This is a genomic window from Streptosporangium sp. NPDC049046 (assembly GCF_040649155.1).
In the GTDB taxonomy this organism is placed as follows: domain Bacteria; phylum Actinomycetota; class Actinomycetes; order Streptosporangiales; family Streptosporangiaceae; genus Streptosporangium.
This window is the reverse complement of record NZ_JBEZEZ010000035.1, coordinates 37803-57398: the sequence shown is the minus strand read 5'-3', so window position 1 is coordinate 57398 and position 19596 is coordinate 37803. Positions and strand designations below refer to the sequence as shown.

The window sequence follows — 19596 nt, the reverse complement described above, 5'->3', positions numbered from 1 at the left end:
CTCCGCCGATCGGAAAGAGCGATGACCGACAAGCCCTCCCCCCAGGATCGTCTCGTCGCGGCGGCGTTCGGCGCCGGCTGGACGATCGTGCCCCGCCTGCCGGAGAGGCTCACCGCCTGGGCCTTCCGCGTCGCCGCCGACCGGCTGTGGAAGCGTCGCGGCAAGTCGGTGCTCAGACTTGAGGCCAACCTCGCCAGGGTCAAGGGCACCTCGCCGGGTGACCCGGCGATCCGGGCACTCAGCCGTGACGGCATGCGCTCCTACTTCCGCTACTTCCACGAGGTGTTCCGGCTGCCCTCGATCCCCGTCGACGAGCTCGTCTCCCGCATGCGGGTGGCCGGGGCCGAGCCCGTCTACGACAACCTCGCCAGAGGGCGTGGCGTGGTCCTGGCTCTGCCGCACATGGGCAACTGGGACCAGGCGGGCGCCTGGTTCGCCGGTACGGGCCACCCGTTCACCACGGTCGCCGAGCGGCTCAAGCCCGAGTCGCTGTTCCACCGGTACACGGCCTTCCGCGAAGGGCTCGGCATGGAGGTGCTGCCGCTCACCGGCGGTGACGGCCACACCTTCGGCACCCTGGCGCAGCGCCTGCGCGCCGGCCTGCCGGTCGCCCTTCCCGCCGAGCGCGACCTGACCGCGAAGGGGGTCGAGGTGCAGTTCTTCGGCGCGGCCACGCGGATGCCCGCCGGTCCCGCCCTGCTGGCCGTGCACACCGGGGCCGCCCTCATCCCGGCGATTCCCTACTTCGAGGAGAACGGCTGGGGGCTGCAGTTCCACGAGGAGATCGCGATCCCGGCCGAGGGCAGCAGGCAGGAGAAGGTGGCCGTCGTGGCGCAGAGCCTCGCCACCGTCTTCGAGAAGGGCATCGCCGAGCACCCCGAGGACTGGCACATGCTCCAGCGCCTCTGGCTCGAGGACCTGGAGCCCAGGAAGGCCCAGGCATGAGGATCGGCATCGTCTGTCCCTACACGTGGGACGTGCCGGGCGGCGTCCAGGTGCACATCCGCGACCTGGCGGAGGCGCTCATGGCCGACGGCCACCACGTCTCGGTGATCTCCCCGGCCGCGGAGAACGCGGAGTTGCCCCCGTACGTGATCTCGGCGGGCCGCGCCGTCCCGGTGCCCTTCAACGGGTCGGTGGCCAGGATGTCGTTCGGATTCCTGTCGGCGAACCGGGTGCGCCGCTGGGTGCGCGAGGGCCGCTTCGACGTGCTGCACGTGCACGAACCGGCGATCCCCTCGCTGGGCCTGCTCGCCTGCTGGGTGGCGAGGGGGCCGATCGTGGCCACCTTCCACGCCTCGTACGGCAACTCCCGCTCCTTCTCGGTGGGGGTGCCGGTCATCATGAGCGCGCTGGAGAAGATCGGCGGCAGGATCGCCGTCTCCGACGCCGCGAGGAAGACCCTGGTCGAGTTCATGGGCGGCGACGCCGTGCTCATCCCCAACGGGGTGACGGTGAGCCGCTACACCGAGGGTGAGCGGCTCCCCGGCTGGGACGAGGGCGAGGTGATCGGCTTCCTGGGCCGGATGGACGAGCCGCGCAAGGGCCTGCCGGTGCTGCTGGAGGCGTTCGCCCTGCTCGCCGCCGAGCGGCCGTCGCTGCGCCTGCTGCTGGCGGGGCCCGGTGACGCCGACGAGGTGCTGGAGCGGGTTCCGGCCGCCTTCCACGACCGGATCGGCCTGCTCGGCATGGTGAGCGAGGAGGACAAGGTGCGCGCCTACCACACCGTCGACGTCTTCTGCGCGCCCAACCTGGGCGGTGAGAGCTTCGGCATCGTGCTGACCGAGGCGATGTCGGCGGGCGCGGCGATCCTGGCGAGTGACATCCCCGCCTTCCGAAAGGTGCTCGACGACGGCGGGGCGGGAGCGTTGTTCGAGACGGGCGACGCCGCGTCGCTCGCCTGCGAGGCCGCCGCGCTGCTCGACGATCCCGAACGCCGGGCCAGGCTGTCGCAGGCCGCCCGGCAGGCCGTGCGCAAGTACGACTGGTCGACGGTCGCCCGCGACGTCCTGCGGGTCTACGAGACCGTGGCGAGCACGGCCGGGGTCGAGGAGGACGCGGTGGCAGGCCCGGTGGAAGACGCTGCGGAGGGCCCCGTGACAGGCACTGTGACAGGACCTGCGGAAGGCCCGGTGGAAGGCCCGGTGGCGGGCGCCGGGCCGACCGGGGTCGGAGCCGGGGGAGAGCCGGCGGGTACGCCGGCCGAGAGGAATGACGCGCTGTGACGACGACCACGCTGGTCCTGGTGGCGGGCGCGATCGTGGTGCTTCTCGCCGTCTACGTCTCCTGGCGGGCGGGGCGGCTCGACCGGTTGCACATCCGGCTGGAGCTGGCCCGCGAGTCCCTGGACGCCGCCCTGGTGCGGCGGACCGCCGTCAGCCTGGAGCTGGCGGCCTCCCGGCTGCTGGACCCGGCGACGAGCCTGGTGCTGGCCGCGGCCGCCCACGAGGCCCGTACGGCGGGTCCCGAGGAGCGCGAGCACGCCGAGAGCGACCTGTCGCGCGCGCTGCGCGCCGTCGTCGACCAGGAGCGCTTCCGTGACCGGCTGGCCGACACCCCGGCCGGATCGGAGCTGATCGAGGAGCTGGACGCCGCGGTGGCGAAGGTCCTGTACTCCCGCCGGTTCTACAACAACGCGGTGGGCGTCACCCGGACGGCGCAGCGCCGCTGGCTGGCCCGCACGCTGCGGCTGGCGGGGCACACCGAGTATCCGGCCTTCTTCGAGATCGACGACGTGCCCCCGAAGGCCCTGGCCGCTGAATAGGGATAAATAAGGCGCACATAAACTGGAGTATCTGACAAGTCGGACACCGGTAAGCTCTTGGCGATTCTTGACTGAGTGATCGAGTGGCCGACTTGAGGAGATGAGCCGTGCGGGTGTCCCGGATGATCGCCGTCACGCTGGCGGGAGTCGCGGTCCTTGCACCGGTCGCGGCCTGTTCCTCCGACGGGCCGGCCTCGCCGGGGAGCCCGGCGGGCGCGGCGGGCGAGCCGAGCGCGGACCCGACCCCCACGCCCGAGCCGACACACCCCTTCACCGGCCTGCCCGGCGCGGCGCGCCGGGCGGTGCTCGCGGTGAAGATCGAGAACACCTCGGCGGGCAAGCCGCAGCTCGGCCTGAAAAGCGCCGACATCGTCTACGTCGAGCAGGTCGAGGCGGGCCTCACCCGCCTGATGGCGATCTTCTCCTCGAAGATCCCGGCCAAGGTCGGTCCGGTCCGCAGCGCCCGCATCTCCGACCTGCACATCGTCCCGCAGTTCGGCAGACCGGCCTTCGCCTACTCGGGCGCGCAGACCAAGATGCTCCCCTTCATCGCCGAGGCCCCGCTCTTCGACGTCTCCGACAGCAGGGAGCCGGGCGCGTACTTCCGCCAGCCGGGACGCTACGCCCCCTACAACCTGTTCGCCAACACCAAGGACCTGCTGGCCGGGGCGCCCAAGGCGAGCAAGGCCAAGGACATCGGGTTCACCTTCGGCGAGGCCCCCGAGGGCGGCGTGTCGCGCAAGATGTACAGCGTGAAGTACCCGGCGGCGCGCTTCACCTTCGGCTGGTCGGAGACGGCGGGCAAGTGGCTGGTCTGGCAGGACGGCAAGAAGGACATGGCGGCCGAGGGCGGCCAGCTCGGCGCGCCCACGATCGTCGTGCAGTACACCAAGACGGAGCGTTCGCAGTTTCACGACAAGAACCAGAGCTACACCCCGCTGGTGCACAGCACGGGCAAGGGCAGGGCGATCGTGCTCCGTGACGGGCAGGCGTTCAAGGCCCGCTGGTCGCGGCCGGACGAGAAGGACGGCACCGTCTTCACCACCGAGACGGGCGAGCCGATGAACTTCGCCCCGGGGCAGGTCTGGGTCGTGCTCGCCTCCGCCAAACCCGTCATCCCCTGACACGCACGTCCTGTACATACTGTCCAAGAAGATCATCCAAGGACGACAAGGCGTCGGGTAAGGGGGCAGTCCGCCAGCGCCTACGATGGAAGGCGTACTGGCCGTCCTCGGACGGCCCGTGTCCGCAGCCAGCCGTCGTGAGGTAGAAGACCGTGTCCAGCAGCACGCCCGAAGTCAGCGAGACGACCGTCACCGGAACCGCCCGGGTCAAGCGCGGCATGGCAGAGATGCTCAAGGGTGGCGTCATCATGGACGTCGTCAACGCCGAGCAGGCCAAGATCGCCGAAGACGCCGGTGCCGTCGCCGTCATGGCCCTTGAGCGGGTGCCCGCCGACATCCGCGCCCAGGGCGGCGTCTCCCGGATGAGCGACCCCGACATGATCGACGGCATCATCTCCGCCGTCTCGATCCCGGTCATGGCCAAGGCCCGCATCGGCCACTTCGTCGAGGCGCAGGTGCTCCAGTCCCTCGGCGTCGACTACATCGACGAGTCCGAGGTGCTCACCCCCGCCGACTACACCAACCACATCGACAAGTGGCAGTTCACCGTGCCCTTCGTCTGCGGCGCGACCAACCTGGGTGAGGCACTGCGCCGCCTCACCGAGGGCGCGGCGATGATCCGCTCCAAGGGAGAGGCCGGCACCGGCGACGTCTCCAACGCCACCACCCACATGCGCAAGATCAGGGGTGAGATCAAGCGTCTGGGCTCGCTGCCCGAGGACGAGCTCTATGTCGCGGCCAAGGAGCTCCAGGCGCCGTACGAGCTGGTCGCCGAGGTCGCCAGGACCGGCAAGCTGCCGGTCGTGCTGTTCACCGCCGGCGGCATCGCCACCCCGGCCGACGCGGCGATGATGATGCAGCTCGGCGCTGAGGGCGTGTTCGTCGGCTCGGGCATCTTCAAGTCCGGCAATCCCGCCGAGCGTGCCTCCGCGATCGTCAAGGCCACCACCTTCCACGACGATCCCGACGTCATCGCGAAGGTCTCCCGGGGGCTGGGAGAGGCGATGGTCGGCATCAACGTCGACGACATCCCTGCCCCGCACCGGCTGGCCGAGCGCGGCTGGTAGGGCGGGCGAGGGCTTTCAGGGCTTTCTTCAGGGGGCGGGGAGCCTCCGGGAAGCCCGGTGAGACTCCGGGAAAAGGGCGATCTCCGTCACGGGGGTCGCCCTTCCTCCGCAGGGGGTCGATCTCGTGGTCACGTGCCCCGCGATCCCGCCCCGAGGAGCACGGCGCCGCCACCGGGGAACGGGGCCGGGCCGTCACGGTCCGGATCTCCGAGCCGTGTCGGAGCGTGAACCGGTTTGGGGCCGTCCAAGGGGTGGCCATACGCTGAAGGGGCACTCCACCCGTACGGGAAGGACCATCGGTGACCATCGTCCCCACGATCGGCGTGTTCGCGCTGCAAGGAGACGTGCGCGAGCACACTCGCTCCCTGGAGGCGGTGGGCGCGAGAGCGGTCGCCGTACGGCGCCCCCGCGAGCTGGAGGCGGTCGACGGCCTCGTCATCCCCGGTGGCGAGTCCACCACGATGTGGAAACTCGCCGAGACCTTCGAGCTGCTCGAACCACTCCGGATGCGGATCAAGGCGGGAATGCCCGCCTACGGCTCCTGCGCCGGGATGATCATGCTGGCCGACCGGATCGAGGGCGGGATCGAAGGCCAGCAGACGATCGGAGGCATCGACATGGTCGTCCGCCGCAACGCCTTCGGACGCCAGGTCGACTCCTTCGAGGCCGACATCGACTTCGCCGGTCGCGGCAGCACGCGGGCCGTCTTCATCCGCGCACCCTGGGTGGAATCGGTGGGTTCGGAGGTCGAAGTGCTGGCACTGGCCGAACCTGGGGATAGGATCGTCGCGGTCCGTCAAGGACCGTTGCTCGCCACGTCCTTCCACCCGGAACTTACCGGGGATGTCGGTGTGCATTCATATTTCGCTGAGATGGTGAGGGAGCTCTAGGCGATGTCCGGCCACTCCAAATGGGCGACGACGAAGCACAAGAAGGCCGCGCTCGATTCCAAGCGCGGCAAGCTGTTCGCCAAGCTCATCAAGAACATCGAGGTCGCGGCTCGGACGGGCGGACCCGATCCGGACGGCAACCCGACGCTGTACGACGCCATCACCAAGGCGCGCAAGAGTTCGGTCCCGATCGACAACATCGAGCGTGCCCGTAAGCGCGGCGGTGGTCTCGAGGCCGGCGGCGCCGACTGGCAGACCATTATGTACGAGGGTTACGCCCCCGGCGGCGTCGCGGTGCTGATCGAGTGCCTCACCGACAACCGCAACCGCGCGGCCTCCGAGGTCCGCGTCGCGCTGACCCGCAACGGCGGCTCGCTGGCCGACCCGGGTTCGGTGTCCTACATGTTCAACCGCAAGGGTGTCGTGCTCGTCCCCAAGGGCGAGCTGGGTGAGGACGACGTGCTGGTCGCGGTCCTCGACGCGGGTGCCGAGGAGGTCAACGACCTGGGCGACCAGTTCGAGGTCGTCTCGGAGGCCACCGACCTCGTCCCGGTCCGCAAGGCCCTGCAGGAGGCCGGGATCGACTACGACTCGGCCGAGTCCAGCTTCATGCCGACGCTGAACGTCCCGCTGGACGAGGAGGGCGCCCGCAAGGTCTTCAGGCTGATCGACGCCCTTGAGGACAGCGACGACGTGCAGAACGTCTGGGCCAACTTCGACGTCTCCGACGAGGTCATGGAGAAGCTCGACGCGTAGTCCGATTTTTCGGACCTCGCGCTGCTCGTGAGGTTTGTCCGCGTGGTCCAGGGCAGATCACGCGGACAATGGGCAATCCTGACCTCATCTTCGCCGTGGCGGGCGTTGCCGCGCTGCTCGCGGCCACACTGCCGCGACTTCTCAACCGCCGCCCCTTCTCGCTGCCCCTCGCCTGCCTGCTGGTCGGTCTGGTCCTCTACGCCCTGCCCCTGGAGCTGCCCGATCCCGATCCGGTGGCCCACCGGACACTGGTCGAGCACGTCACCGAGATCTGCGTGCTGGTCTCGCTCATGGGCGCGGGGCTGGCCATCAACCGGCCCTTCGGGCGGCGCGGCTGGTCCTCGACCTGGCGCCTGCTCGGGTGGACACTCCCGCTCACCGTCCTCGCCGTGGCCGCCGCCGCGTACGGCCTGCTCGGCTGGCCCCTCGCGGCGGCGTTGCTGCTGGGCGCGGTCCTCGCGCCGACCGACCCGGTGCTCGCCTCCGACGTTCAGGTCGGCGAGCCCGTCGACTCGGAGAAGGCCGACGACGAGGTCCGCTTCGCCCTCACCTCCGAGGCGGGCCTCAACGACGGCCTGGCCTTCCCCCTGGTGTACGCCGCCATCACGCTGGCCGTCAGCGGGGGGACCGGCTGGATCGGCGAGTGGGCGCTGGTGGACCTGCTCTACCGGTGCGTCGCGGGCGTGGTGTGCGGCCTACTGATCGGCAAAGGGCTGGGGCGGCTGTTCTTCCGTGCCGAGAAGCCCGACCTGCGGCTGGCCGAGCACCGCGACGGCTTCGTGGCGCTGGCCGCGACGTTCCTGGCCTACGGCCTCACCGAGCTGGTGCACGGGTACGGCTTCATCGCGGTGTTCGTGACCGCCTGCACCATCAGGGCGGCCGAGCGCAGCCACGGCTACAACGGGGTGCTGCACGGCTTCATAGAGCAGATCGAGCGGCTGTTCACCGCCTGGCTGCTCCTGCTGCTCGGAGGCTTCGTCGCGGTGGGGGGACTGTCCGCGCTCACCTGGCGGGGAGCCGCGGTCGGCCTGTCGCTGCTGCTCGTCATCCGGCCGCTGGTCGGGTGGCTCTCCCTGCTGAGAGGCAGGGCGGGGCCGCGCGAGCGCGTCGTGGCGGCGTTCTTCGGCGTCCGCGGCATCGGCTCGTTGTTCTACCTCGCCTACGCCCTCGGCCAGGCCGACTTCGGCGTACCCGCCGAGGAGATCTGGGCCGTGGTCGCCTTCACCGCGATGGCCTCCCTGGTGATCCACGGAATCTCGGCCTCGCCGGCGATGAACCGCCTGGACCTGCTGCGCGACCGGGCAGGGAACGACCGTGACGCGGAACCCGCCACCCAGCACCCGTGAGACGGATCCCCCGGAGGCGGTGAGGCGGTGAGCCGGCGCCTGCCGCTCCGCCTCTCGACGGGCCGGGGGAGAGCCGTGCGCGGGATGCTCCCACGCGGTAGAGTCTGCCACCGAACAGATGTTCGGCGAGCGGAGGCGTGTCGGTGCGATTGCCCGAGTTGCGGGTGATGGGGGTTGATCCGGGGCTCACCCGATGCGGGCTCGGCGCCGTCGAGGGGCGGCCCGGCGCACCGCTGAGCCTGATCAAAGTGGGGGTCGTCCGCACCCCCGCCGACGACGAGATCGGCGCCCGGCTGGTGGCGATCGAGGCGGGCATCGAGCAGTGGCTCGACGAGGTCCGGCCCGACGCGGTGGCCGTGGAGCGGGTCTTCGCCCAGCACAACCTCAGGACCGTGATGGGCACCGCCCAGGCCTCCGCCGTGGCGATCCTGTGCGCCTCCCGCAGGGGCCTGCCGGTCGCGCTGCACACGCCGTCCGAGGTCAAGGCCGCGATCACCGGCAGCGGCACGGCGGACAAGCAGCAGGTCGGCACGATGGTGACCCGCCTGCTGAGGCTGGACGCGATGCCCAAGCCCGCCGACGCCGCCGACGCGCTCGCCCTCGCGATCTGCCACGTGTGGCGGGGCGGGGCACAGAGCAGGCTGGCCGAGGCCGCCGCGAAGGCCGCGAGCGCCTCCGGCACGACCCCCGCCGCCTACTTCCGGAGTCGTGGCAGGGCCGGACACCCGAGAGGAACCGCGAAGTGATCGCCTCGGTGCGAGGACAGGTGACCGCGATCGCGCCCGACGGTGCGGTCGTCGAGGTCGGCGGGGTGGGAGTCCTCGTGCACTGCACGCCGGGCACCCTGGCGACGCTCAGGACGGGGGAGGAGGCCAGGCTGGCCACCTCGCTGGTGGTCCGCGAGGAGTCGCTCACGCTGTTCGGCTTCGCCACCGAGGACGAGCGCGGCACCTTCGAGATGCTGCAGACGGCGAGCGGGGTCGGCCCCAAGGTCGCCCTCGCGATGCTGGCCGTGCACACTCCCAACGCGCTCCGGGTGGCCGTGGCCTCCGCCGACGTCAAGGCGCTGACCAGGGTCCCCGGGGTGGGGCCGAAGGGTGCCCAGCGGATCATCGTCGACCTCAAGAACAAGCTCGGCACTCCCGAGGAGGCCGTCAGCGCCGCGCTCGACGGCAGAGCCGTCGCGCCCGCCTGGCGGGGTCAGGTCCACTCGGGGCTGGTCGGTCTTGGCTACTCGGCGCGGGACGCCGACGAGGCGGTCGCCGCCGTCGAGTCCCAGGCCGACGCCGAGATGGCCGAGGGCCGCACCCCCCAGGTGGCGCCCCTGCTCAAGGCGGCCCTCCGCGCGCTGAGCGTGCGATGAGGGGCGCGGGTGAGTCCGCCGTACGGCGGGACGAGGGAGGGGCGGCGTGAGTTCCGACCGTGATCTGGTGTCGCCGGACGCCGAGGGCGACGAGAGATATATCGAGGCGGCGCTGCGGCCCAAGCGGCTGGAGGAGTTCATCGGCCAGGCGCGGGTGCGCGAGCAGCTGTCACTGGTGTTGCAGGGCGCGCTGCGACGCAACAGGCCGCCGGATCACGTGCTGATGAGCGGCGGTCCCGGACTGGGCAAGACGACCCTCTCCATGATCATCGCGACCGAGCTCTCCGTGCCCATCCGGATCACCTCCGGGCCCGCGCTGGAGCGGGCCGGTGACCTCGCGGCGATCCTGTCGACGCTCTCGGAGGGCGAGGTCCTGTTCATCGACGAGATCCATCGCATGGCGAGGCCCGCCGAGGAGATGCTCTACCTCGCGATGGAGGACTTCCGCGTCGACATCGTGGTGGGCAAGGGGCCGGGGGCGACCGCGATCCCACTGGAGATCGCTCCGTTCACCCTGGTCGGGGCCACCACACGGGCCGGGATGCTCCCCGCGCCGCTGCGCGATCGCTTCGGTTTCGTCGCACACATGGACTTCTACGGGGTCGCCGAGCTGGAGGAGGTGCTGCACCGCTCCTCGCGTCTGCTGGGCGTCGCGCTCCCCGGCGACGCCGCCCGCGAGATCGCCGGCCGTTCCCGGGGCACCCCCCGCATCGCCAACCGGCTGCTGCGCCGGGTCCGCGACTTCGCCGAGGTGCGCGCCGAGGGGGTGGTCACCCGGGACGTCGCCTCCGCCGCGCTCAACCTCTACGAGGTCGACGCCGAAGGGCTCGACCGGCTCGACCGGGCGGTGCTCGGAGCGCTGCTGCGCAAGTTCGGCGGCGGGCCGGTGGGGCTGTCGACGCTGGCGGTGGCCGTGGGGGAGGAACCGGAGACGGTCGAGGTGGTCGCCGAGCCGTTCCTGGTGCGGCAGGGACTCCTCGCCCGGACCCCCCGTGGCCGGGTCGCGACCGCCGCGGCCTGGACCCACCTGGGTCTGGTCCCCCCGCCCGACGCCTTCGGTGCCTCGTTTCTCATCGATCTTGAGGATGATGCCGGGCAAATCTAGCGTTGGGAGTCGGTAGGGAAGTCGTACGGGATTGATCACAGAACGATGACAACTGTATCGAAATGGGAACTTCCCTGCGAGCCGAATCGTGACTTCGTTGCCCCGCTCTTAACAGCTCGCCTAAACTCCGAGCCTTGGCTGGCTGTGTAGGCTGACGTGCTGAGCGGCGTGGTCGTATGTGGCGTCCGGTTTTCGCCGGTCAATCTTCAAGAAAAGGAGCGGCCCTGTGGGCGGCAACTATTCGAGCCTGATCATGATCGCTCTCATGGTCGTGGTGTTCTACTTCCTGCTTATCCGGCCGCAGCGCAAGCGGCAGCAGGAGCAGCTCAAGATGCAGAACAGTCTCACGCCGGGCACCGGTGTCATGACCACGACGGGCCTCTTCGGGACCGTGGTGGCCATCGACAACGAGGACGTGATCCTGGAGATCGCCCCCGGTGTGGAGACCCGCTGGGTCAAGGCGGCGATCGGCCGTGTCCTGGTTCCCGTCGACGACGCGGAGGAGGAGAATGTCAAGGCTGTCGACCGCGATTTCGCGGAGACGGCGGAACAGCAGGGTGTAGACCACGACACGACGAGCAAGAAGCCGTGAGTAGCCTCACCTCCAACCCCCTATAACCGAAAGAACTGACGACCAGTGGCCCGACCGACCAGCGGCCAGAGCAGACCGGGGCGCATGCTCCTGGTGCTTCTGGCGATCATTCTCGCCATGGGCGGGGCGATGCTCCTCAACAAGGCGTACACGCCGGAGTATGGCCTCGACCTCGCCGGCGGCACGACCGTGACGCTCCAGCCCATCACGCCGAACGGGGGCGCTCCCTCGCAGGAGAGCCTCGACCTCGCCGTGAACATCATCCGTGAGCGGGTGAACGGCAGCGGCATCTCCGACGCCGAGGTCGCCAAATCCGGTGACAACATCGTCATCTCCGTTCCCGGAGCAGGCCAGGAGGAAGTCGTCAAGCTGGTCGGCACCACCGCGGAGCTGAGGTTCCGCCAAGTGCTGGCGATCGGGGCCGGGTCACCTCCGCCCCCGGGGCAGCTCTCCACCGAGGCGCCGACGCCGACACCGTCCCCTGCGAGCACCGAATCCGGGCGCAAGGAGCCCAAGCCCGCCGAGTCGGTGACTCCGAAGCCCGACGCGACCGCCGCGCCCGACACGGACGCCTCTCCGGCCGGTCGTGCCCTGTCGTCGGCACTCACCAACCCGAGCCCCGGCGCCACCGCCGCGCCCTCCGCCGAGCCGAGCGGTGACAAGCCCGCCAAGCCGGACGCGAGTGCCGCGCCCGAGACCAGCGCCGTGCCGACGACCCCGCCGACGGCGGCCGACGACCCGATGGCGGGCGTCGACCCCACCGGGATCGACCCGGAGGCGCTCAAGCAGTTCCAGGCGCTCGACTGCGCCAAGGACGCGGGCCGCGGGGCACAGGACGCGCCGGACAAGCAGTACGTGGGCTGCAGCCAGGACGGCGGCACCAAGTTCGTGCTGGAGAAGGCGGCCGTCACCGGCACCTCGATCGACACCGCGTCCTCCGGCGTCGACCAGACCACCGGTGAGTGGCTCGTCCAGCTCTCCTTCAAGGGCCAGGGCCCCGACCAGTGGTCGAAGGTCACCACCACCGCCTTCAACTCGCAGGCCCCCCGCAACCAGGTCGCCATGGTCCTCGACGGTGTGATCATCTCCGCGCCCGTCATCCAGGAGCCCATCACCGGCGGCCGGGCGCAGATCTCCGGCAGCTTCAACCAGGTGACGGCCGACGAGCTGGCCAACCAGCTCAAGTACGGCGCGCTGCCGCTGAAGTTCGAGAAGAGCTCCATCGAGGAGGTCTCCTCCACGCTGGGCGCCGACCAGCTGCGCGGCGGCCTCATCGCGGGCGCGATCGGCCTTCTGCTGGTCGTGATCTACTCGATGCTCTACTACCGGGGTCTGGGCGTCGTGTCGGTGCTGAGCCTCCTGGTCGCCACGATCCTGACCTACCAGTCCGTCGTGCTGCTCGGCGCGTTCGCGGGCTTCCGCCTCTCGCTGCCGCACGTCATCGGACTGATCGTCTCGATCGGTATCACCGCGGACTCGTTCATCGTCTACTTCGAACGCATCCGCGACGAGATGAAGGAGGGCCGGCGCTCGCTGCGCACGGCCATCGAGGTCGCCTGGGTCCGCGCCCGGCGGACGATCCTCATCGCCGACGCCGTCATGTTCATCGCCGCCGTGGTGCTCTACTTCCTGGCGGTCGGAGGTGTGGCCGGCTTCGCCTTCGCCATGGGCCTGACCACGCTCATCGACATCGCGGTGGTGTTCATGTTCACCAAGCCGTTCGTCGCGATGCTGGCCAAGCTGAAGTTCTTCGCCAAGGGGCACAGGCTCTCCGGGCTCGACGCCGAGCGTATGAGCGAGACCACCGTCGCACCCAAGACCGTTCCGCAGGAGGCCTGATGTCCGGCATCGCGCGCCGGCTGTACCGGGGCGAAATCGACGTCGACTTCGTCGGCCGTCAGAAGCTCTGGTACGCCCTTTCCGCAATCCTGCTGGTGGTCTCCATCGCCGGTCTGATCGTCAACGGCCTCAACCTGGGCGTGGAGTTCAAGGGCGGGTCCGTCTTCTCCTTCAAGGCCCCGACCGCCAACATCGAGCAGGTGCGCGCCACGTTCACCGAGGCCGGTGCGCACCAGATCATCGCGCAGACGACCCAGAACGGCTGGCGGGTCACCACCGAGAGCCTTCCGGCCGACCAGGTCACCGCGGTGCAGAAGGCTGTGGCCACCGAGTTCAAGATGCCGGCGGACCAGGTCAACCTGCAGGTCATCGGCGCCTCGTGGGGCGGTCAGGTGGCCAACAAGGCCATCATCGGACTGATCGTCTTCATGTTGGCGATCATCCTGTACCTGACGATGGCCTTCGAGTGGAAGATGGCGCTGGCCGCCGTCGTGGCGCTGCTGCACGACCTGGTGATCACCGCTGGTGTCTACGCCTGGTCCAACTTCGAGGTCACCCCGGCGACCCTGCTGGGCTTCCTCACGATCCTCGGATACTCGCTGTACGACGCCGTCGTCGTCTTCGACATGATCAAGGAGGTCACCGCCAAGCTCGGCACGACCTCCAAGCTGACCTACACCGAGGCCGCAAACAACGCGCTGAACCACACGCTGATCAGGTCGCTGAACACCACCTTGGTGGCGATCCTGCCGGTCGCGGCGATCCTCTTCATCGGCACCACGCTGTTCGGTGCCGGAACGTTGAAGGACCTGTCGCTGGCCCTGTTCGTCGGCATGCTCGTCGGCACCTACTCCTCGCTGTGCGTCGCGACACCGCTGCTGGTCACGCTCAAGGAGCGCGAGCCGCGCTACCAGGCGATCGCCCGCAGGATCGCCTCCCACGGGGGGAGTTCCGGGATCAAGACGGTGCGTCAGCCGGTCGCCGCCGGGGCCTCCAACGGCGCCGCCACGGTCGCCGGCGGAGCCGACTCCGCCGCCGGCAAGCGGAAGAAGAAGTAAGTACGGGCACGTCCGCGCCTCCGCTCCCCTCGCAGGGAGCGGAGGCGTTTTCCTTACCCTCCAGCCCTTTCCAGCCCCTTCCAGCCCCCCGGCTCTTCCCTGACCTTGCGACACCCGCCCGCAGAGTCCTTCCGATGCGACACCCTCCGGACACCGCCGGGCCGTCCCGGTGTCCTCCGCCCCGACACCTCCACAGGAGCGCCGCCCATGACCGAACTGAGCAGCCTGATCCTCGACCGCATCCGCGACGTGCCCGACTACCCGCAGCCCGGGGTGCTGTTCAAGGACATCACCCCCCTGCTCGGCGACCCGGTGGCGTTCACCGCGGTGATCGAGGAACTGGCCGGGCTGTACGAGGTGGACAAGATCGTCGGTATCGAGGCGCGGGGGTTCATCCTGGCGGCCCCGGTCGCCGTCCGGGCGGGCGCGGGCTTCGTCCCGGTACGGAAGAAAGGCAAACTGCCCTCCGAGACGCTTGAGGCGTCCTACGATCTGGAGTACGGCTCCGCCGTCATCGAGGTCCACCGGGACGCCTTCGCCCCCCAGGAGCGCGTTCTCATCGTCGACGACGTGCTCGCCACGGGAGGTACGGCGTGCGCGACGGTGGAGCTGGTCCGCAGGGCGGGCGCCGACGTCGTCGCCATCGCCGTGCTCATGGAGCTGGCCTTCCTCAAGGGCCGCGAGCGTCTGACCGACGTGGAGCTGCACTCCCTCGTCGTCGTCTGATCGCCCCCGCGGACGAAAGCACACAACCCGGTCTGGATACACTGTAGGGATCTGGACTCGAACGTAAGGAGTCTGAGTGCCCCGCGATGTGGTCGTCCCCGATGTGACCGCCGACGGTGGCGGTCCCGAGACGGCCGTCCCAGTAGGCGATGCCGGTTCCGCCGTGTCCGGAGCCGCTGAGGAGAAGCCGGCGGTAAGGCGAAGGCTCGCACGTCTTGGGGGGCAATGGGGTGGCGGTATGAATCCGGTTCTGGAGCCGCTGTTCCGTACGGTCCGCGCGACCCACCCGAAGGCGGACCTGCGGCTCATCGAGCGCTCCTACGACGTGGCGGCCTACCACCACCGCGACCAGAAGCGTAAGAGCGGTGATCCGTACATCACCCACCCGCTGGCGGTGGCCACGATCCTGGCCGAGCTCGGCACCGACGACGAGACGCTGTGCGCGGCGCTGCTGCACGACACCGTCGAGGACACCGCCTACAGCCTGGACGAGCTGCGTTCGGACTTCGGCGACAACATCGCGCTGCTGGTCGACGGCGTCACCAAGCTCGACAAGGTCAAGTTCGGCGCCGCGGCCGAGGCCGAGACCGTGCGCAAGATGGTCGTGGCGATGTCGCGCGACATCCGGGTGCTGGTGATCAAGCTCGCCGACCGGCTGCACAACATGCGCACCATGCGTTACCTGCCCGAGCACAAGCGGCACCAGAAGTCGCGGGAGACTCTGGAGATCTTCGCGCCGCTCGCCCACCGGCTGGGCATGAACACCATCAAGTGGGAGCTGGAGGACCTCGCGTTCGCCATGCTCTACCCCAAGCGGTACGACGAGATCGCCCGGATGGTGTCGGAGCGGGCCCCGCGCAGGGACCTGTTCCTGCAGGAGGTCATCGAGAAGGTCTCCGGTGACCTGCGGGACGCCAAGATCCGCGCGGCCGTCAAGGGACGTCCCAAGCACTACTACTCCGTCTACCAGAAGATGATCGCCAGGGACGTCGCCTTCGACGACATCTACGACCTGGTGGGCATCCGGGTGCTGGTCGACTCGGTCCGCGACTGCTACGCGGCGCTCGGCACGATCCACGCGCGATGGAACCCGGTCCCCGGCCGGTTCAAGGACTACATCGCGATGCCCAAGTTCAACATGTACCAGTCGTTGCACACCACGGTCATCGGCCCCGAGGGCAAGCCGGTGGAGTTGCAGATCCGTACCCACGGTATGCACCACAGGGCCGAGTACGGCGTGGCGGCGCACTGGAAGTACAAGGAGGACATGACCATCTCGGGGCCTCCCGGGACGAAGCTGAAGCCCGCCAGCGACATGGCATGGCTGCGCCAGCTTCTCGACTGGCAGAAGGAGACCGCCGACCCGGGGGAGTTCCTGGAGTCGCTCAGGTTCGACCTGTCGGTCTCGGAGGTCTACGTCTTCACCCCCAGGGGCCAGGTCATCGCCCTGCCGGAGAACGCGACGCCCGTCGACTTCGCCTACGCCGTGCACACCGAGGTCGGCCACCGCTGCATCGGGGCGAGGGTCAACGGGCGCCTGGTGCCCCTGGAGTCACGCCTGGGCAACGGCGACACCGTGGAGATCTTCACCTCCAAGTCGCCGGACGCGGGTCCTTCGCGCGACTGGCTGAAGTTCGTCAAGTCCGGCCGGGCCCGCAACAAGATCCGGCAGTGGTTCTCCAAGGAACGCCGCGAGACCGCGATCGAGGCGGGCAAGGAGGCGATCGGCCGCGCGATGCGCAAGCAGGGCCTGCCGTTGCAGCGCCTGATGTCCGGAGAGTCCCTCCTGGCCCTCGCCAGGGACCTGCGCTACCCGGACGTCTCCGCGCTCTACGCGGCCGTCGGTGAGGGCCACGTGGCCGCGCAGACGGTCGTGCAGAAGCTCGTGACGTCCGTCGGGGGCGTGGAGGGCGCCGAGGACGACATCGCCGAGACCTCCGTACCGACCAAGCTGCGCGGGCGCCCCCGCGGCAGCGGCGGCGCGGGCGTGGTCGTCGCGGGCGACTCCGACGTCTGGGTGCGCCTCTCACGATGTTGCACGCCCGTACCCGGTGACGAGATCGTTGGCTTCGTCACCCGCGGGCACGGCGTGTCGGTGCACCGCACCAACTGCCCCAACATGGACCAGCTGCAGTCCGAGCCCGACCGCCTGGTCGAGGTCGCCTGGTCCGCCGCCGACGACTCGGTGTTCCTGGTCGCGCTGCAGGTCGAGGCGCTCGACCGGCCCCGCCTGCTCTCCGACGTGACCCGCACCCTCTCCGACCAGCACGTCAACATCCTGTCGGCGTCGGTGACGACCTCCAGGGACAGGGTGGCGATCAGCAAGTTCACCTTCGAGATGGGCGACCCCAAGCACCTGGGCCACGTCCTGAAGGCCGTCCGCAACATCCAGGGCGTCTACGACGTCTACCGGGTCAGCGGCGCGAGTTCCTGAGGTTCTCCCGCTCCGTTCCCTGTCTCCTCCCGGATCGCCCCATGAGGTGTGGCGGCGTCTCCTCCCGCCACGCCGCCTCATGGGAGGCGACCTGAACCGGCCGCCTGCGGCGCCCCAGGAGGCCTCACGGGGCACGGAATCCGAGAACCGGGCACAAGTTCCACCTTGTCCCTTGCGGCCCTCTCGGGCCGCCTCGTGGAGTGTGGCCGCGGACTCGACGCCTCCGTTCCCTCGAAACCGTCTCGCCCGCCCTGCGGCCGACCCGGCGTGCCCCCGCCCACCACAGGCGACGGGGCCGCGAGGAGCCTCCCCGGTGGGAGGCTCCTCGCGGCCCCGTGGGACGCGTCAGCCGGTGAGGGCGCCGGGCGTCAGGAGAACTCGGCGAGCGTGCGCTCCGCCTCCGTCAGCCAGGAACGGCGGGCGGTCAGGGCCTCCTCGGCGTCCTTGACGTCCTTGTCCTTACCCGCGTCCCTCGCCTTGACCAGACGGCTCTCCAGCTGCGCGATCGACTTGCGCAGCTGGTCGACCGTGTTCTGGGCACGAGCCCTGGCCTCGGGGTTGGAGCGCTTCCACTCCGTCTCCTCGGCCTTGCGGACCGCCTCGTCGATCTTGCGCAGGCCACCCTCCAGGCGGTCACGCTGCTCGCGCGGAACCGGGCCCGCGGCCTCCCAGCGCTCCAGGAGGTTGCGCAGGGCGCCCCGGGCGGCGCGGGCGTCGGTGACCGGAAGGATCTTCTCCGCCTCGACCAGGAGCTGCTCCTTGATCTCGGCGTTGGCCGCCAGCGAGGCGTCGCGCTCGGCGAAGACGGCCGAACGCGCCTGGAAGAACTGGTCCTGGGCACCCTTGAAGCGGCCCCAGAGCTCGTCCTCGACCTCGCGGGAGGCCCTGCCCGCGCTCTTCCACTCCTGCATCAGCTCCCGGTAGGCCGACGCGGTGGCGCCCCAGTCGGTGGACGAGGCCAGTGTCTCGGCCTCGGCCACGATGCGCTCCTTGGTGGAACGCACGCCCTCGCGCTGCTCGTCCAGCCCCGCGAAGTAGGCCTTGCGCCGCTTGGCGAAGGCCGTACGGGCCGCCGACAGGCGCTTCCACAACGCCGCCTCGGTCACCCGGTCGATGCGTTCGGCGGCCTTCCACTCCTCGATCAGCTGGCGCAGCCGCTCACCACCGGTCTTCCAGTGGGTCGTGTCCTCGGCGATGCGCTCGGCCTCGGCGACGATCCGTTCCTTGACGCCCTTGGCCTCGGCCCTGGCCACGTCGCGAGCCGCCTTCACCTCCTCACGGCGCTGGGCGACCAGCTCCGTGAGGACGCCGAGGCGGTTCAGCAGCGCGTCGAGGTCGCCGACCGCGTGCGCGTCGGTGATCGCCTCTCGGAGCTTGACGATCGTCGCCTCGGCCTGGGCGGGTGGCAGGTCGGTGCCACGAACCCGCTGTTCCAGCAGGGCGACCTGCCCGGCCAGCTCGTCGAACTTGCGATGGAAGTAGGCAAGCGCCTCTTCCGGTTCGCCGGCCTTCCAGGACCCGACGGCCCGCTCTCCCTCAGCCGTACGTACGTAGACGGTGCCGTCGTCGTCTACCCGGCCCCACGGGTCGGTGCTCACCGTGTCCTCCCGCACTTTCATCAGCCTTTCGGGACTTACCGCCCCTTGTATGTATTACGTCAGCTCTAGCTGGACATTGTCACGTCTTTGATTTCCACGGTTTCCTTCGGCGCCCCCGTACCGTCGGGGCCCGGGGTGATGACACCCGCCTTGTTCACCTTGTCCAGAATCTCCAGACCCTTGGTGACCGTACCGAACGGTGTGTAGTCCGGGCTCAGCGGGGCGTCACCGAACACGATGAAGAACTGGCTGCCGTTGGTGTCGGGACCGCTGTTGGCCATGGCCACGACGCCGCGCGTGTACTTCGCGCCCTCCAGGTTCTCGTTCACGAAACGGTAACCGGGACCACCCTGGCCGTCGGTCTGGCTCTTGCCGTCGGCCTTGGCCAGCGGGTCGCCGCACTGCAGCATCGGGAACTGGTCGGAACCCAGCCGGTGGCACTTGGAACCTTCGAAATACTTCTTCTTCGCGAGGAAGGCGAAGGAGTTGACCGTGCACGGCGTCTTTTCCGCCGACACCTCGATGACGATGTCGCCCTGGCTGGTCTTGAGGGTCATCGTCTTGGGCGTCAGGTCGACCTTCTCCGGGGGCAGGCCCACGTCCTTGGCCGGACCGCCGCCGGCGTCCGCGACGTAGCCGCAGGTGCCGCTGGCCGGGTCGAAGGCCTTCGGCTGCGCTCCCGCGGCCTCCGACGCGGCCGGCGAGGCGTTGTCCGACGGGGCCGGGTCGGTGGTCGCGGCCGTCGTGTCGGAGCCCCCGAACAGGGTCGTCGCGGCGATCACGCCCGCCACCACGACCACACCGGCCACGGTGCTGCCGATGATCGCGTTGCGCTTGGCTCTGGCCTCGCGTTCGACGCGTCGCTGCGTCTGCCGCTCGTAGTGCTCGCGCGCCAACTGCTTCTGGCGCTCCTTGCCGCTCACCGCTTCGCCCT

At 69.7% G+C, this 19596-nt stretch carries 18 protein-coding genes; 16 read left to right on the top strand and 2 right to left on the bottom strand.

Translation table 11 applies throughout. The features are described from left to right. Positions 1–21 precede the first annotated feature (21 nt). The 16 genes from AB0B96_RS34810 to AB0B96_RS34735 all read left to right on the top strand — a co-directional run bounded on the left by AB0B96_RS34810 (position 22) and on the right by AB0B96_RS34735 (position 17064). On the top strand, positions 22–945 hold the full coding sequence (locus tag AB0B96_RS34810) for a phosphatidylinositol mannoside acyltransferase (RefSeq protein WP_362905670.1): 924 nt from the start codon (positions 22–24) through the stop codon (positions 943–945). Beyond that, on the top strand, positions 942–2225 hold the full coding sequence (locus AB0B96_RS34805; RefSeq protein WP_362905668.1) for a glycosyltransferase family 4 protein: 1284 nt from the start codon (positions 942–944) through the stop codon (positions 2223–2225). The genes AB0B96_RS34810 and AB0B96_RS34805 overlap by 4 nt, the downstream gene beginning before the upstream one ends. Beyond that, positions 2222–2764, top strand: coding sequence for a hypothetical protein (locus AB0B96_RS34800; RefSeq protein ID WP_362905666.1), 543 nt, complete (start codon positions 2222–2224; stop codon positions 2762–2764). Before AB0B96_RS34805 ends, AB0B96_RS34800 begins: the two co-directional genes overlap by 4 nt. Positions 2765–2871: 107 nt before the next feature. Continuing rightward, entirely contained in the window at positions 2872–3888 is a 1017-nt protein-coding gene (locus AB0B96_RS34795) for a DUF3048 domain-containing protein (protein ID WP_362905664.1), read from the top strand. 152 nt (positions 3889–4040) lie between these two features. Beyond that, positions 4041–4955, top strand: coding sequence for a pyridoxal 5'-phosphate synthase lyase subunit PdxS (pdxS, locus tag AB0B96_RS34790; RefSeq protein WP_350949149.1), 915 nt, complete (start codon positions 4041–4043; stop codon positions 4953–4955). A gap of 299 nt (positions 4956–5254) precedes the next feature. Next, positions 5255–5845 (top strand): pyridoxal 5'-phosphate synthase glutaminase subunit PdxT, encoded by a 591-nt coding sequence (pdxT, locus tag AB0B96_RS34785; RefSeq protein ID WP_362905661.1) that lies wholly within the window; start codon positions 5255–5257, stop codon positions 5843–5845. Positions 5846–5848: 3 nt separating this feature from the next. Then, entirely contained in the window at positions 5849–6601 is a 753-nt protein-coding gene (locus AB0B96_RS34780) for a YebC/PmpR family DNA-binding transcriptional regulator (protein WP_350949151.1), read from the top strand. A gap of 68 nt (positions 6602–6669) precedes the next feature. After that, complete coding sequence (locus AB0B96_RS34775; protein WP_362905659.1) at positions 6670–7947, top strand: cation:proton antiporter; 1278 nt, start codon at positions 6670–6672, stop codon at positions 7945–7947. 158 nt (positions 7948–8105) lie between these two features. Then, positions 8106–8693: a crossover junction endodeoxyribonuclease RuvC gene (ruvC, locus tag AB0B96_RS34770; protein WP_362905710.1), complete on the top strand. Its 588-nt coding sequence runs from the start codon at positions 8106–8108 to the stop codon at positions 8691–8693. Then, a complete protein-coding gene (gene ruvA, locus AB0B96_RS34765; RefSeq protein ID WP_362905657.1) occupies positions 8690–9310 on the top strand; it encodes a Holliday junction branch migration protein RuvA in 621 nt (206 codons plus the stop codon). The genes ruvC and ruvA overlap by 4 nt, the downstream gene beginning before the upstream one ends. A gap of 46 nt (positions 9311–9356) precedes the next feature. Continuing rightward, positions 9357–10415, top strand: coding sequence for a Holliday junction branch migration DNA helicase RuvB (gene ruvB / locus AB0B96_RS34760; protein WP_362905655.1), 1059 nt, complete (start codon positions 9357–9359; stop codon positions 10413–10415). Positions 10416–10641: 226 nt separating this feature from the next. Continuing rightward, positions 10642–11007 (top strand): preprotein translocase subunit YajC, encoded by a 366-nt coding sequence (gene yajC, locus AB0B96_RS34755; protein ID WP_362905653.1) that lies wholly within the window; start codon positions 10642–10644, stop codon positions 11005–11007. 84 nt (positions 11008–11091) lie between these two features. Further along, the gene (secD, locus tag AB0B96_RS34750) at positions 11092–12846 is read left to right on the top strand and encodes a protein translocase subunit SecD (RefSeq protein ID WP_362905651.1); all 1755 of its coding nucleotides are present in this window, start codon (positions 11092–11094) and stop codon (positions 12844–12846) included. Further along, positions 12846–13904: a protein translocase subunit SecF gene (gene secF / locus AB0B96_RS34745; RefSeq protein ID WP_350949157.1), complete on the top strand. Its 1059-nt coding sequence runs from the start codon at positions 12846–12848 to the stop codon at positions 13902–13904. Before secD ends, secF begins: the two co-directional genes overlap by 1 nt. Before the next feature lie 207 nt (positions 13905–14111). Further along, positions 14112–14630 carry an adenine phosphoribosyltransferase gene (locus AB0B96_RS34740; RefSeq protein ID WP_350949158.1) on the top strand — a complete coding sequence of 173 codons (519 nt, stop codon included), beginning with the start codon at positions 14112–14114 and terminating at the stop codon, positions 14628–14630. A 238-nt stretch (positions 14631–14868) separates the two neighbouring features. Further along, a complete protein-coding gene (locus tag AB0B96_RS34735) occupies positions 14869–17064 on the top strand; it encodes a bifunctional (p)ppGpp synthetase/guanosine-3',5'-bis(diphosphate) 3'-pyrophosphohydrolase (protein ID WP_350949159.1) in 2196 nt (731 codons plus the stop codon). Between the two features lie 368 nt (positions 17065–17432). On the opposite strand, the gene AB0B96_RS34730 is transcribed toward AB0B96_RS34735, so the two are convergent. Next, a complete protein-coding gene (locus AB0B96_RS34730) occupies positions 17433–18662 on the bottom strand; it encodes a DUF349 domain-containing protein (protein ID WP_362905648.1) in 1230 nt (409 codons plus the stop codon). Between the two features lie 65 nt (positions 18663–18727). After that, a complete protein-coding gene (locus AB0B96_RS34725; protein WP_362905646.1) occupies positions 18728–19585 on the bottom strand; it encodes a peptidylprolyl isomerase in 858 nt (285 codons plus the stop codon). Between the last annotated feature and the right edge of the window lie 11 nt (positions 19586–19596).

Coding starts and splice junctions, on each gene's coding strand:
- AB0B96_RS34810 (WP_362905670.1), top strand. CDS start 22: ATGACCGACAAGCCCTCCCCCCAGGATCGTCTCGTCGCGGCGGCGTTC.
- AB0B96_RS34805 (WP_362905668.1), top strand. CDS start 942: ATGAGGATCGGCATCGTCTGTCCCTACACGTGGGACGTGCCGGGCGGC.
- AB0B96_RS34780 (WP_350949151.1), top strand. CDS start 5,849: ATGTCCGGCCACTCCAAATGGGCGACGACGAAGCACAAGAAGGCCGCG.
- AB0B96_RS34775 (WP_362905659.1), top strand. CDS start 6,670: ATGGGCAATCCTGACCTCATCTTCGCCGTGGCGGGCGTTGCCGCGCTG.
- secD (WP_362905651.1), top strand. CDS start 11,092: ATGCTCCTGGTGCTTCTGGCGATCATTCTCGCCATGGGCGGGGCGATG.
- secF (WP_350949157.1), top strand. CDS start 12,846: ATGTCCGGCATCGCGCGCCGGCTGTACCGGGGCGAAATCGACGTCGAC.
- AB0B96_RS34740 (WP_350949158.1), top strand. CDS start 14,112: ATGACCGAACTGAGCAGCCTGATCCTCGACCGCATCCGCGACGTGCCC.
- AB0B96_RS34735 (WP_350949159.1), top strand. CDS start 14,869: ATGAATCCGGTTCTGGAGCCGCTGTTCCGTACGGTCCGCGCGACCCAC.